This is a genomic window from Homoserinimonas aerilata (genome assembly GCF_006716125.1).
GTDB lineage: Bacteria > Actinomycetota > Actinomycetes > Actinomycetales > Microbacteriaceae > Homoserinimonas > Homoserinimonas aerilata.
Genome location: NZ_VFOM01000004.1, coordinates 100591 through 114407, shown reverse-complemented (window position 1 = coordinate 114407; position 13817 = coordinate 100591). Strand labels below are relative to the sequence as shown.

Sequence of the window (13817 nt, the reverse complement as noted above, 5' to 3'; positions counted from 1 at the left end):
TCCCCTCCCCCCTCGTGTTCTCGCGCGTCGTTCCGGTGTGACGGGCGTCAGAGCCCGTACACCTCGTCCTCGATGATCCGCACGATGTCGGCCTGCGCCCGAGCCCATCCGACCCCGCGCACGGACTCGGATGCGGCGCGCGCCGTCTCCGAGATGCGGGGCCTCGTGACGACCTCGCTGAGCGCCGTCGCGAGTCGGGAGGGGGTCGGCGCGGCCCACACGGCGTGCTCGTTCTGCAGCACGAGCTTCGCGTGCGCCTCGTCGTTCATGACGGGGATCGCCCCCGCCGCGAGCATCTCCTCCGGCACGAGCGACACGTTCGTGAATGACAGCACGAGCCCGGCGATGCAGGAGTTGTAGAGCGTGTTGAGCTGCTCGGCGCTGAGCCTGCCGTGCTGCGTCGTCGGGAACGGCAGGCCCGCGATCCGTGAGCCGTAGAAGTGGATCTCCTGCTCCGGGTGCAGCTCGTGAAACCGCTGCAGGGCGAGGCGCGCCAGCCAGTACCCGCGGCGCGGAAAATCGGGGCGCGCGAAGAAGACGACGCCGGAGCGTTCGCGCTCCGGCAGCAGCCGGTACACCGTGGTGTCGCATCCGAATTCGGTCACATCGGGCTCGACGCCGATCTCGCTGCGCAGCAGCCCGGCGATCATCTCACCCAGCGCGATGCAGCGGAAGCCGAAACGGTACGAGTCCTCCGCCAATGCATACATGGCGCCGCGCGCATAGAAGAACGGTTCGTAGTCCTGGATGAAATAGAGCCGCCGCATGGGCGAGAAACCGCGGCGGGCCAGCACATGGGCGCTCTCCCACGACGAGGCGACACACGCGTCGACACCATCGATGCCGTCGACGGCGTTGCGAACCTCGGCACGCAGATCGGGCCACCATTCGCGGATGACCCGCTCCTGAGCCCGGATGTCGCCGGCATAGCGGTCATACAGGAACAGCACGCAACGGTGGCCGGCCTCCTCGGCGGCCCTGACCATCCGGAACAGCGTCGTGTGCCCTCCGGAGCCGGCGCTCGGCGGCGTCATGATCCAGCCGATCGTCAGCGCCTCGCCGCGCGCGGGTCGAACCGTCGGTACGGCGAGCTCGAGCTGGGTGGAGTCGGCGACGTCGTCGTCGAGCAGTGGCTCGGCGAGGGTCGCCGCGCCCAGCCGGATGTAGGCGAGGCGTGCCAAGCGCTGCGCGAACGCGCGCGGGCCGTCGCGGCGCACGATGGAGACCGCCTTCGCGAGCCGGGAGCTCAGATGGCGAACCGCTCGCGCGGGTGCCACGAGAGGCGTGGTCGATGTCATCGTCTCAGCCCCCGAATCTCTTCCACCGGAACCACCACCACGAGTTGGCGAGGCGACGCACGATCGCCGTGCCCACGAACAGCTGCGTGCGGTGGCAGAACGCCGCACCCAGTCGCTGCCGCCGGCGCAGCGCCCGATACGGCCGGAGCGATTCGACGGCGGGGTGCGTCTCGCGGGCGAAGGCCAGCCACTCCTCGATGGCCGTCGCATCCGGCTGCCCCTTCTCGTGCGCTCGGCAGGCCCACCAGAGCGGATGCCCCGCAAGGCGCGCGTAGGTGGGCTCGGCGTCGATCCCGGCGCGCGTGAGTGCGTCGGCGTGGCCCGCGAAGAGGCTGTCGAAGACGAGCTTGCGCTGCCGCACGTCGGCGAGGGGCTCCGTGTACACCTCGTGGCTCATGCTCGAGTCGTGGATGCGGTAGCGGCCCTGTGGCGGGCCACCGATGTAGCCGATGTCGGAGACGAGGGCGACCCGCAGCCACATGTCGAAGTCGCCGGCGTGCGTGAGGAGCGGGTCGTAGCCGCCGACGCCCTGCTGGACCCCGAGCCGCAGCACCGTGCCGGGAGTCGGCACGACGTTCACGGCCTCGCGGCAGCGCCTGCGCAGCCACGTTCGGCCGGAGTGAACGGTCGCCCGCGCGCGCCGATTCGAGCCCGACGCAGGCGCGGAGATGTCGCTGATCTCCTCGATGCCGCCGTAGACCATGCCCACTCCGGGGTTCGCCTCCATCAGGCGCACCGAGCGCGCGAGCGACCCCGCGGGCAGCTCGTCATCGGCCGACAGCAGGGTGACGTAGTCGCCCGACGCCCACTCGAGCAGCCCCTCGTTGTAGGTGGCGATGTGCCCCCTGTTCACCTCGTGGACGAGAACCTCGACCTGCGGATGCTCGTCAGCAAGCCCCGCCGCGATCGTCGTCGAATCATCGCTCGAGGCGTCATCGATCACGAGTACCCGCGTGCGCACGCCCTCCTGAGAGACGACGCTGCGAACGCAGCTCGCCAGGAACCGTCCGTAGTTGTAGCAGGGGATGACGACCGACACGATGGGCGGCTGGCCTTTGTCGGCACCTGACAGCTCACGCGACCTCGATCTGCTCGTCGTAGAACTCGACATTCGCTGCCCCCTTCGGAATCGAATCGACCGCATACTCCTGCTGCTCAGCCGAGAGATGCGGGAACATCGGCAGCGAGAGCAGACGCCCGGCCGCAGCCTCCGCGACCGGGAACTCGCCGCGCCGATGGCCGAGACCCGCGTAGGCCTCCGTCAGATGCAGCGGGGTCGGATAGTGGATGCCGGCACCGACGCCCGCGGCGCCGAGCGCTGTGAGCATCCGCTCGCGCTCCTCCACCTGCACGACGTAGAGGTGCCAGACGTCGAGCGAGCCCGGCCGCGACAGGGGCGCCCGCACATCGTCACGGTCGGCGAGGAGCTCGCGGTAGCGGTCGGCGGCCGCGCGCCGCAGCGCATTCCAACCCTCCAAGCGCTTCAGTTTGGCCGACAGCACGACGGCCTGGATGGCATCCAGCCGCGAGTTCACGCCGATGCGCTTGTGCACGTATTTGACGGCGCTGCCGTGGGCGCCGAGCTCGCGCACGATCTGCGCCAGCCCCGCGTCATCCGTCGTCACCGCGCCCGCGTCACCCGCGGCCCCCAGATTCTTGCCCGGATAGAAGCTTGTCGCGGCGATCGTGCCCAATCCGCCTGCCCGACCCGAGGCATCCGACGCCCCCTGCGCCTGCGCATTGTCCTCGACGATCGGAAGGCCGTGGCGAGCGGCGATCGGCAGCAGCCGGCCGACAGGCGCGACCTGGCCGTACAGGTGCACGGGGATGATCGCCTGCGTTCGCGAGGTCACGGCCGCGGCGACCGCGTCAGGGTCGATGAGCAACTGCTGCGGGTCGACGTCGACGAAGACGGGAACCGCGCCGATCCGCGACGCGGCCTCCGCCGTCGCGATGAACGTGTTCACCGGAATGATCACCTCGCCGGCGGGCTCGACCCCGACCGCCCGCAACGCCAACTCGAGCGCATCCGTGCCGTTCGCGACCCCGACGCAGTGCCGCACACCCGTGAAGGAGGCGAAATCGCGCTCGAAGGACTCGACATGATCACCGCCGATGAACCCCGCCGTCTCGAAGATCTGCTGCCACAGCGGCAGAACCTCGGCAGCGATCTCGGCCTGCTGGGAGACGAGATCGACAAAGGGAACCCTCATGACGCGGCCCTCAGAATCTGCCGCGCGGGCACGCCGGCCCACGTCTGCCCGGGCGGCAACTCATCGAGCAGCACCGCGCCCATGCCCAGCACCGCGTCGCGCCCCACCCGCAGCCCCTCGCGCACGCTCGAGTTCATGCCCAGATAGGAGCGCTCGCCGACGAGCACATTGCCGCCCAGGGTGACGCCGGCGCAGAGCGTGGCGAACGACTCGACAAAGGCGTCATGCGTGAGCGTGACATGGGGCATGACGACCACATGGCGGCCGATTGTCACGTTGGTGGTGAGAACAGAACCGGCGAGCAGGATGCTGCCCGCGCCCACGAGACAGCCCGCCGGGATCGACACACTCTCGTCGATGACGGTCGCATAATCGTGGTCGTCGCGGCCGAGCGCGATGAGGCGCTGCGACAGCGTCGCCCTGTGGCTGCCCTTGCCGACGCAGACCAGCAGCTTCGCACCCGGAAAGCGCTCGACCTGCTCGATGCCGCCGAACACGAGCATCCGATCGTATTCGCGATCCCAGGTCGTCGGGTCATCATCGAGGCAGCCGAGCACGGTGTGCTCGCCCTGCTTCCTGAGCACGGCCAGCGCCTCACGCGCCAGACCGCTCGCCCCCAGCAGCAACAGCTCGCTCACGCCGCACCCTCCTGCCGGATGGTGGCACCCGCGAGCGCCTCGATGACGCGGCGCTGCTCCGCCTCGGTCATCTGGTGGAACAGCGGAAGGATGAGCGTGTTGTCGGTGAGCCGCTCCGTCGCCTCAAGCGCGGCGCCCCCCGTCTCGCGCCCGCGGTAGGCGGGCTGCCGGTGGGCGGCCATGATGCCGCGCCTGGCCGAGACTCCGGCCCCGGCCAGGGCCTCGAGCAACCCGTCGCGGTCGGTCGCGCACTCGGGCAGCGCCTCGACCCAGAACGACTGGAAGTTGCTCGTGCCCCAGTCGGGGTCAGAGACCACGCGCAGCCCGGGCACATCACCGAGCCGCGCGGAATATTCGGCGGCCAGCTCGCGCCGCCGCCGCACGACCTCCGGCAGGCGGTCGAGCTGCACGAGCCCGATCGCCGCCTGCAGGTCGGTCATGCGAAAGTTGAAACCGATCTCCAGATACTCCTCGGCCGGGGCGAGAATGCTCGCCTGGCGGTCCTTCGCCGAGACGCTCATCGCGTGCTCGCGCAACCGGCGCGCCCGCTCCGCCCACGCGGCATCCGAGGTCGTGAGCATCCCGCCCTCGCCCGTCGTGAGCAGCTTGCGTGGATGGAACGACCACGCCGTGAGCACAGCACCTGAGCCGACCGGATGCCCGCGATACGTTGACCCCGCACCGCACGCCGCATCCTCGATGACGACGATCCCGAGGGGGTCGCACAGCATCCGGATCGGGTCGAGGTCGACCGGCACCCCGCCCTGGTCGACGACGATGACAGCCCTCGTGTCGGGGGTGAGGGCCGCCTCGATCGTCTCGGCTGTCACGTTTCCTGTGACGGGGTCGACGTCGGCGAACAGGGGCCGTGCGCCGACATAGCCTGCTGCGTTGGCCGTCGCTATGAATGAGAATGACGGCACGATTACGCCGTCGCCGGGCCCGATCCCGGCGACGACTAGGGCGAGATGCAGCGCGGTCGTGCAGCTCGACGTGGCGACCGCATGGTCTGCCTCGACTGCGGCGGCGAATGCTGCTTCGAAGCGGGCCACGCGAGGACCCTGCGCAACCCACCCCGACTCGATCACTTCTGCGACTGCTCGCAGTTCTTCCTCCCCCATCCACGGCTTCATCACATTGATGCGCCCGGCCCCCTGCGTCTCGTTCATGACACCGGCACCGCCCGGCCTGCGGCGATCTCCTCGCGCAGAGGAGCCCACCATTCGACCAGCTCGGCGAGGCCCTCCTCGAGGCCGACCTCGGCGACGAAGCCCAGGTCGTGTCGCGCGGCGGTCGTGTCGGCGAGCCGACGCACGACCCCGTTGACGGCGCGTTCGGGGCCGAACTCGACGCTCAGCTCCGAGCCCATGGCCAGCAGCAGCGCCTCGGCGAGTTCGAGCAGGCTCGTCTCCTGGCCGCTGGCCACATTGAAGACGCCCTCCCGGATGTCGCTGCCGGCGGCGAGCAGATTGGCGCGCGCGATGTCGCGGGTGAAGACGAAGTCCATCGTCTGCCGGCCGTCGCCGAAGATCAGCGGCGGCAGCCCGTCGGCGATGCGCTCCATCCACCGCACGAGCACCTCGGTGTAGAGGCCGTGCACGTCCATGCGGGGCCCGTACACATTGAAGTAGCGCAGCAGAACATGGTCGAGGCCGTGCATGGCGCGGAAGCTGCGCAGCATGCCCTCGTTGAAAGACTTGGCGGCGCCGTAGAAGGTGTCGTTGTTGTGGTGATGGTGCCGTTCCGTCGTCGGGAACTCCTCGGCCATGCCATAGACGGAGGCACTGGATGCCGACACCACCTTGTCGACCTTCGCCTCCGCGGCGGCCTCGTAGACGCTGAAGGTGCCGTCGACGAGAACCTCGAGGGCGAGCCGCGGCTCCTCCGCGCACTGGGTGATCCTGATCGCCGCCTGGTGGAAGACCAGATCCTTGCCCCGGGTCACATCGTGCACAAGATCGCGATCACGGATGTCTCCCTCGACCAGTTCTACGCGGCCTGTTGCAAGAGCATCCGCCAGATTGGAGCGCCTGCCGCGTACCAGATTGTCGAGCACGTCGATGTGGGCGACGCCCGCCTCGAGCAGCTGGTCGACGACGGCGGAGCCGATCGTGCCGGCCCCTCCCGTGACGAGCACGCGGGCTCCTGTCAACTCGGTCATGCGATTGCCTCCAGTTCGGGTTCTGAGAGTTCGGATGTGTCGATGTCGATGAGCGCGTCCCGCTCGACCTTCGCGGCCGAGCCGGTGGTGAGGCTGCGGCTTGCCGCCTCGAGAACGGAGAGCACGCGCAGGCCTGAGAGGCCGTCGGTGCGCGCGGGGCGCTCGCCCGTGATCGCGGCGGCGAACTCGGCGGCCATCGATGACAGCGCCTCCCGCTCGGGGAGGGCGGGCGACCAGGTGTCGCCGAGCCGGTACGCCACCGTCGCCTCGGTGCGCTCAGCGCGGGTCGCGGCCGAGACCTGGGTGATGTCGACTCCGCGGTCGTAGATGCTGAGGCGCTGCTGCGGGTTGAGGTCATCCCAGACGAGCGTGCGGCGGCTGCCGCCGATGACCATCTGCCTGATCTTGGTGGGGCTCAGCCAGTTGACGTGAACGTGGGCGATGGCCCCGCCGGCGAGCGGGATGCTGAGGTAGCCGATGCAGGATTTGCCGGAGCGCAGCGGGTCGGCCCCCTGCGCGGAGACGGTCGCGGGGGCGAGCCCACCGGGAACGATGAAGTCGATGATGGAGAGGTCGTGCGGCGCGAGATCCCAGAACACGTCGACGTCGGGTTGGATGAGCCCCAGGTTGATGCGCACCGAGTCGATGAAGAGGATGTCGCCGAGGGCGTCCTCCTCGATGAGCTCTCGGATCTTGAGCACGGCGGGCGTGTAGCAGTAGGTGTGATCGGTCATGAGTACGAGCCCGCGCGCGGCCGCCTCGTCGACCATGGCCGAACCCCGCGCCCTCGTGTCGGCGAGTGGCTTCTCCACGACGACATGCTTGCCGGCCCGCAGCGCGGCCACGGCGATGTCGTGGTGGGTTCTGGCGGGGGTGGCGATGGCGACGGCGTCGATGGTGGGGTCGGCCAGCACCTCCCTCAGGCTTGTGGTCACGGCGACGCCGCCCACCTGATCCGAGACCTGGCGGGCGCGGTCGGCGTCGAGGTCGCAGATGGTGGCGAGCTCCCAGTCGGGTGCGGCCCTGAAGTTGCGGGCCAGGTTGGGCCCCCAGTAGCCGGCGCCGATGACGGCGATGCGCAGTGCGTGTGTCATGCTCTCTCCCCCGTGTCTGTCTCGGTCATGATGCTGTTCTGTCTCACACGGCCGGGGCGAACACGATGTCCACCCAGTAGTTGTGTGTCGCCTCGCCGATCGGGAACTCCTGCGAGTAGACCCAGGCGCCGCCGAGGGCGGTGAGGGGCCCGGATGCGATCGGTGCGGCGAGCCCGCCCAGATCGATCGCGTAGTTGCCGCTCGTGCTGTGCAGGGTGACGCGGTATTCGGTGCCCGGCACCAGGGTGACGGGCGTGACGAGCTGGGCGGTCTGCCATCCGCTCGCCGTCTCGCCGGTAAAGACGATCTCGGCGAGCTTCTCGCCTGCCGCCGTCCACAGGTAGCCGGTGTGGGTGCCCGTGTTGGTGGCTCCCTTGTAGAAGCGGATGCCGGTGGCGGTGCCCACGACGGAGGTGCCGAAGCGGGTTCCCACCTGAACGGGCACGGGGTCGTCCCAGGCGTCGTGCGCGGGCACGGCGTCAGAGGCGAACATGCTGAACTCGGTGACGGCTGGCGGGTCAACGGGTGGGTCGACCGGCGGGTCCACTGGTGGATCGACCGGCGGGTCGACGGGCGGGTCAACGGGTGGGTCTACCGGCGGATCCACTGGTGGGTCAACGGGAGGATCAACCGGCGGCTCCACGGGCGGATCAACCGGGGGATCGACCGGCGGCTCCACGGGGGGATCGGTGGGCGGTGTCACCGGCGGAAGCGCCGGCAGATCGGCCGTGCGGAACACGACGTCGACGAAGTAGTTCGACGAGTTCCAGCTGTGCACGGGCAGGCCGCCCGAGCCGTACAGGTACAGGCCGTTCTGCGGACTCTCGGCGACGATGGCCCCGACCAGCCGTGGCGTCGCGAAGTAGGCCGACGTGTACGCGTAGCGGCCCTGCGGTGCGAGATACGAGACGATGTAGCGCTCGCCGGGGGTCAGCGCGACCGGGGTCGAGAGCGCGGCCTCCTGCCATCCGTTCGCCGTCTCTGCCGTGAAGGTGACGGTCGCGAGAGCGGTGCCGACGGGCGACCACAGGGTTCCCGTGTGGGTTCCGCCGCTGCCGTCGCCCTTGTAGAAGCGGATGGCCGTGACCGAGCCGGGCTGCGTCACCGTGAAGGCCATGCCCAGTTCGACGGAGGAGGTGTCGTCGAGCGCCGTGCCCTGGGGCAGCACGCCCGTGAGCAGCGAGAACTCTCCGCTCGCGGGCGCGGCGCCCGTCGTGAACGACCACACGCCGCCGGGCAGCGTCACCCCGCCGATGCTCGCCGTCGCCGCGTACTGCGTCGTCGGCTGGAGCGCGGCGGCCGGGGTGAAGACGATCTTCGCCGACGCCGGGTCCCAGGCGCTGCTGCCGGCGACCGCTCCCGCGGGGCCGGCCAGCGAGAGCACTGGCGCCGTCGCGACTGCCGCACTCGACAGCGTGGCCGTCACGGTCGTGCCCGTGGGCGCATCCGTGGCCCCTGCTGCCGGTGTGCTCGCCGTGACCGTCACGGCCGCCGGTGCCTGGGCATCCGTGCTGAAGATCAGATCGACGAAGTAGTTCGTGGTCGATGCGTTCGACGGGAATCCGGTGCCGTAGGTGAATGCGCCCGCGGCGTTGCCGACGCCGAGCGGACCGCGCACGAACCCGGGGCCGGCGAAGGCGTCGAGCGTGGCCGAGTACGCGCCCGTGTTGGTGCGATATGACGCCATGTATTCGCTGCCGGCCTGCACTGCGACGGGCTGGCTGAAGTACACGGTCTGCCATCCGGTGGCCGTCTCGTTGACGAAGGTCGCGGTCGCGAGCAGATCGCCGGATGCGCTCCACAGCTGCCCCGTGTGGGTTCCGGTGTTCGCGGCCGACTTGTAGAAGCGGATGGCTGTGACGGCTCCGTCGGTGCGGGCGGTGAAGCGAACCCCGAGCGTGACCGGCCCGCTGTCGTCGACGGCGAGGATGGCGGGCACGATGCCGTCGGCGAACAGTGTGCACGGGCAGACGACGGCCTCAGTGCTCGCCGCGGTCGTGAACGACCAGGTGCTTCCGGCGACGAGCGGGCCGCCCTCTGCGCTCGTCGCGCCGACGGTCGCCGTGAGACTCGTCTCGGCGGGCAGTGCGGCGGCCGGGGTGAAGCGGGCCGTGCGCGTCGTCGACTCGTACGAGACCGCGCCCGCGATGGCGCCGGCCGGGCCGCTGAGCTGGAGGGTGACGGATGCCGGGTCGACGTCGTTCGAGAAGCGTGCGCTGACGGTCGTGCCGAGCGGCACCTCGGTGGCGCCCTGCCCCGGCCACTGGCCGAATGCGGCGAGCGGCGTGGTGTTGACGGTGTCGAACACGGCGTCGACGAAGTAGTTGCTGAAGTCGAAGGTCTCGGCGGGGAAGGCCCCCGGAGTGCCGTAGACCCCCGGCGCCGGATGCCCGAATCCGCTCTTCACGGTGAGCGGCGCGCTCGAGCGTGCCTTGTAGGGCCAGTGGAAGCCCTCGACAGAGTAGTGGCCGCGGGGTGCCGTGTACGAGACGACGTAGTCTTCGCCCGCGGTCACCGGGACGGCGCTCGAGAAGAAGGCCGTCTGCCATCCGCTCGTCGACTCGCTCGAGAAGGCGACCGTGGCGAGGCGGTTGCCCGCCGCATCCCACAGTGAGCCGTTGTGCGCGCCCTGGTTGGCAGCGGACTTGTAGAAGCGCACGCCCGAGACGAAGCCGTTGATGTCGGGGCTGAAGTGCAGGCCCAGTTCGACCGCAGAGCCGTCACCCGAGTCGATGACCGCGGGCAGCTGCTCACCGAAGACGCTGTACGGCCCGGTCACGTCGACCGCGACCGTCGTGCCGGCGGCCGGGTGATTGGCGCTGTCGTCGATCGCGCGCACGGCGATCTGCTGCTGGCCCATGCCGCGCTGGTTGTAGCTGAAGCTCCAGTCGGTCGTGCCGTTCGCGGGGTGCCAGCGGGTGCCGCCGTCGGTCGAGTATTCGACGCCCGCGACGACGCCGCCGACATCGGATGCCGTGCCGGTGACGGTCACGAGGCCACCGTTGGGCACGGTGGTGCCTGCCGTCGGCGAGGTCACCGTCACCGTCGGCGGCGTGGAATCGGTGCTTGCGGATGCTGCGGCGAGGCCGGCCATGAGGGTGGCGGGCTGCGCGCCCATGTCGGCCAGCAGGTTCACCTGGGCCTGTTGCATCCGTGCGTCGGCGGGTGCGCCGTCGCCGTCGTGGGTCGCGTCGAGGCCCCACGCCCACTGCACGCTTCCGGTCGAGAACACGAGGGCGCCGCTCGCCGCTCGGTACAGGGTGAGGTGGTGGGTGGTGCTGCCGGAGGCGACGGTGTTGCCGAAGTCCATAAGGTATTCGGGCACGTCGCCGATCGTGGTGGAGAGCCTGATGAGGCCCTCCGGTCGGAAGCCGTTGTCGAGGTCTTCGTTGGATTCGTAGCCGACGGTGTGCGGGGCGAGCTCGGCCTGGGTTCCGGGCGAGAGCGAGCTCAGCCCGGTGCTCCGCCAGAGACGGTTCTTGCCCTCCGTCGCGCTGACGGTGACGGGCAGGTCGTCGTGGTTGACCATGTAGATGGTGCCGGTGAGGGCGTTCTCGGGCATGCCTGCGCCCTGCTGCGGCGAGGCGAAGCGCGGGTCGCGCCAGGTGCCGGTCCATTCCGGCGAGGGGTCGATCTTGGCGTTGCTCCAGGTCTCCTTGTAGGAGACGAGCGTGCGGTACGAGGTGGCATCCTGTGATGCGGCGGGCTCGTAGCGGGTGTGCCAGTAGCCCTCGTTGCCGGTGAGGAATTGAAGGTTGACCCCCGCATCCCGTGCCGCCTCGATGTTGGCGCGCTGCGCCGCCGACCAGTACTCGTCGTGACCGACGGAGAGGAACACGCGGTGGTTGAGCAGGTGTGCCCCGTAGCGGTCGGTGTCGACGCCGCTCGCATAGGTCACGTCGTAGCCGTTGCGTTCCATGAACCGCACCTGGGCGTATTCGCTGCTGAAGTAGAAGTCGCGACGGGTGACGCCCTCACGCGTGTTGAACGGCCTGTTGTAGCTGATCTTGTAGGCGCGGTTGTTGGCGCCGCCCTGGTAGAAGTCCGATCCGCCGTAGGAGTTGTAGGCGTGCCAGGTGGGGTCGGATGTCTGGAACAGCACGTCAGACGTGCTGGCGTCGTCGCGCACCACGAAGATGATGTGGCTCTGGCCGTGCGTGTCTCCGCGATCGAGCAGGGCGATGTACACGCCGGAGACGGCATCCGCGGGCACCGCCCACGACGCGGAGACGCCCCAGGTGCCGCAGTCGTAGAACTCGGTGGCGAGCTCGGTGATGCACTCCGGCTGCATCTGCGGCAGTGAGGCGGAGGGAAGGATGCTGTCGATGAGCCTCGCACCGTCGCCGCCGTACCAGCCGGTGCGGTAGATCTCGATCGTGTAGGCCGAGGCATCCGTGTCGATCTTGAAATCGATCGTCTTGCCCGCGTTCACGCTGATGTCGGTGGCGAAGCCCTGGATGGAGTCGTCACCGTCGCCGCCGATGTCCCACACGGAGGCGGGCGTGCCCGGCTTGCTGTTCTCGCAGCTGATCGCGTTGCCGTCGGGGCTGCATGGGTCGGCGAGGGCGAGGGGCGCCGCGCCGGCGGTGAGCAGGGCGGCCGTGAGAACGAGCGGCGAGACGATCGCGGTGGCCACGCGCCAGGGGCGGCTCAGGCCGATCGGGGTCTGCTGGGTGGCTTGCATCAGTATGCTCCGACCGGCTTGAGTACGACGCGCGCGGTGCGCCACAGGATGACGATGTCGCCGATGAGCGACCAGTTCTCGACGTAGTAGAGGTCGAGCTGCACGCTCTCCTCCCAGCCGAGGTCGGAGCGCCCGTTCACCTGCCACATGCCGGTGAGGCCCGGTCGGATGTACAGGCGCCGGTGAACATGCGTCTCATAGTCGGCGACCTCGGTCGCGAGTGGTGGCCGGGGCCCGACGAGGCTCATGTCACCGATGAAGATGTTCCAGAGCTGTGGCAGTTCGTCGAGCGAGTATTTGCGCAGGTATCGGCCGGCGCGGGTGACGCGCGGGTCGTTCTTCATCTTGAAGAGCAGGCCTGCGCCGTTGTTGCTGTCGAGCAGCCCGGCGAGATCGGCGGTCGCCGTCGTGACCATGGAGCGGAACTTCATGATCGTGAAGGTGTTGCCGTCGCGGCCGACCCGCTCCTGCCGGAACAGCGCGGGGCCCGGGCTGTCGAGACGAACGATGAGGGCGAGCGCGGCGAAGACGGGTGACAGCAGCAGCAGGGCGGCGCCGGCGGCGACGATGTCGAACGCCCGCTTGAGCACATGCTTGCCGCCTTCGAACTGTGGGATCTCCACGTGGATGAGTGGCAGCCCCTCGATGGGGCGCAGGTGGATGCGCGGGCCTGCGATGTTCGCAAGATTGGTCGCGAGGATGAGGGCCGTCGCGGTTCCCTCGAGGTCCCACGCGAGCGTACGGATGAAGTCGCCCTGCCCGACCGGCGGGCCGGCGACGACCACCGCATCCGCCCCCAGCCGCTCGGCTGTGCTGGCGACCGTGTCGAGCGAATAGCAGACGGGAAGGCTGTCGGGGAGGCCGTGCCGGATGCCGGATCCGTCGGAGTCGATGACGGCGCCGACGACGGTGTAGGCGGCGCCGCTGTTCTTCGCGATCTGCGCGACCACGTACTCGACGTCGGCGCGCTGCCCGACGACGATGACCCGCGAGAGCGCGTTGCCCCGCCGCCCCTGCCAGAGCAGCCAGCGCCGCCAGATCCACCGGCCGAGCACGAGCGCGACGACGCCGATCGGGAGGGCGATCACGAAGTACCAGCGCACCGAGTCGACCTGAACGATGACGAAGGCGATCGCGAGTAGGCCGAAGGTCATGGTGCAGGCGCTCACGACGCGCTTGTATTCGGCGATGCCGACGCTGAGCACGCGGGTGTCGCGGGTGTGGAGGGCTGCGAGCGACACGAGCCAGAGTGCTGCGACGAGCGCCGCGATGGCCCAGTGTCCTGCGATGGCGGATGCCTCGGCAGCGAGTGAGGGCGCGCTCACGATGGCGGATGCGGCGACGGCGGCGATCACGACGATGCTGTCGCTGAGGCGCAGCCGGTCGCGGTACTTGCGGGTCCAGGCGGTGCCGGATCCGGGTGCGGCCTGGGTGGGCGTCGGATGCGTCGACGGCAGGTTCGGCTCGACGAGCCGCAGTCGCGGGGCGGTCGACTGTGGGGCGAGATGCTGTGCGCGGAGCTGTTCTGCCGGGCTGGCGAAGGTTGCGGTGGGGAACGACGGAACGTGCGGTTCGGGGGTGGTCATCGGGTTTCCTGTATTTCGGGATTACAGGTGGTGCCATTGATGCTGTAGCGCCTGGGTGGGCGCGGATGGGGCAACGGCCGGGGTCGGGATGCCAACCGATATAGTGATATATCAGTTGACGGCACAATGATCTGTGAATGCTG

9 protein-coding genes are annotated in these 13817 nt (G+C 69.4%); all 9 read right to left on the bottom strand.

Features of this window, described 5'->3' with window-relative positions; all coding sequences use genetic code 11:
• Positions 1 to 47 precede the first annotated feature (47 nt).
• Genes FB562_RS12850 through FB562_RS12800 form a run of 9 tightly spaced genes read right to left on the bottom strand, consistent with a single transcriptional unit; the run spans position 48 to position 13674 of the window.
• Positions 48 to 1298: a rhamnosyltransferase WsaF family glycosyltransferase gene (locus FB562_RS12850; RefSeq protein WP_221625424.1), complete on the bottom strand. Its 1251-nt coding sequence runs from the start codon at positions 1296 to 1298 to the stop codon at positions 48 to 50.
• Positions 1299 to 1302: 4 nt separating this feature from the next.
• Positions 1303 to 2409, bottom strand: coding sequence for a glycosyltransferase family 2 protein (locus FB562_RS12845; protein WP_141881696.1), 1107 nt, complete (start codon positions 2407 to 2409; stop codon positions 1303 to 1305).
• A complete protein-coding gene (locus FB562_RS12840; RefSeq protein ID WP_141881695.1) occupies positions 2372 to 3511 on the bottom strand; it encodes a DegT/DnrJ/EryC1/StrS family aminotransferase in 1140 nt (379 codons plus the stop codon). Before FB562_RS12840 ends, FB562_RS12845 begins: the two co-directional genes overlap by 38 nt.
• Positions 3508 to 4149: a NeuD/PglB/VioB family sugar acetyltransferase gene (locus FB562_RS12835; RefSeq protein WP_141881694.1), complete on the bottom strand. Its 642-nt coding sequence runs from the start codon at positions 4147 to 4149 to the stop codon at positions 3508 to 3510. The genes FB562_RS12840 and FB562_RS12835 overlap by 4 nt, the downstream gene beginning before the upstream one ends.
• Positions 4146 to 5318: a DegT/DnrJ/EryC1/StrS family aminotransferase gene (locus tag FB562_RS12830; protein ID WP_246081497.1), complete on the bottom strand. Its 1173-nt coding sequence runs from the start codon at positions 5316 to 5318 to the stop codon at positions 4146 to 4148. The genes FB562_RS12835 and FB562_RS12830 overlap by 4 nt, the downstream gene beginning before the upstream one ends.
• Positions 5315 to 6310, bottom strand: a complete 996-nt coding sequence (locus tag FB562_RS12825; protein ID WP_141881693.1) for an NAD-dependent epimerase/dehydratase family protein — start codon at positions 6308 to 6310, stop codon at positions 5315 to 5317. The genes FB562_RS12830 and FB562_RS12825 overlap by 4 nt, the downstream gene beginning before the upstream one ends.
• Entirely contained in the window at positions 6307 to 7404 is a 1098-nt protein-coding gene (locus FB562_RS12820; RefSeq protein WP_141881692.1) for a Gfo/Idh/MocA family protein, read from the bottom strand. Before FB562_RS12820 ends, FB562_RS12825 begins: the two co-directional genes overlap by 4 nt.
• A 43-nt stretch (positions 7405 to 7447) precedes the next feature.
• On the bottom strand, positions 7448 to 12088 hold the full coding sequence (locus FB562_RS12805; protein ID WP_185740580.1) for a DUF4082 domain-containing protein: 4641 nt from the start codon (positions 12086 to 12088) through the stop codon (positions 7448 to 7450).
• Positions 12088 to 13674, bottom strand: a complete 1587-nt coding sequence (locus tag FB562_RS12800; protein WP_141881691.1) for a sugar transferase — start codon at positions 13672 to 13674, stop codon at positions 12088 to 12090. The genes FB562_RS12805 and FB562_RS12800 overlap by 1 nt, the downstream gene beginning before the upstream one ends.
• Between the last annotated feature and the right edge of the window lie 143 nt (positions 13675 to 13817).

Coding starts and splice junctions, on each gene's coding strand:
- FB562_RS12820 (WP_141881692.1), bottom strand. CDS start 7,404: ATGACACACGCACTGCGCATCGCCGTCATCGGCGCCGGCTACTGGGGG.
- FB562_RS12840 (WP_141881695.1), bottom strand. CDS start 3,511: ATGAGGGTTCCCTTTGTCGATCTCGTCTCCCAGCAGGCCGAGATCGCT.
- FB562_RS12800 (WP_141881691.1), bottom strand. CDS start 13,674: ATGACCACCCCCGAACCGCACGTTCCGTCGTTCCCCACCGCAACCTTC.
- FB562_RS12805 (WP_185740580.1), bottom strand. CDS start 12,088: ATGCAAGCCACCCAGCAGACCCCGATCGGCCTGAGCCGCCCCTGGCGC.
- FB562_RS12830 (WP_246081497.1), bottom strand. CDS start 5,318: ATGAACGAGACGCAGGGGGCCGGGCGCATCAATGTGATGAAGCCGTGG.
- FB562_RS12845 (WP_141881696.1), bottom strand. CDS start 2,409: ATGTCGAGTTCTACGACGAGCAGATCGAGGTCGCGTGAGCTGTCAGGT.
- FB562_RS12850 (WP_221625424.1), bottom strand. CDS start 1,298: ATGACATCGACCACGCCTCTCGTGGCACCCGCGCGAGCGGTTCGCCAT.
- FB562_RS12825 (WP_141881693.1), bottom strand. CDS start 6,310: ATGACCGAGTTGACAGGAGCCCGCGTGCTCGTCACGGGAGGGGCCGGC.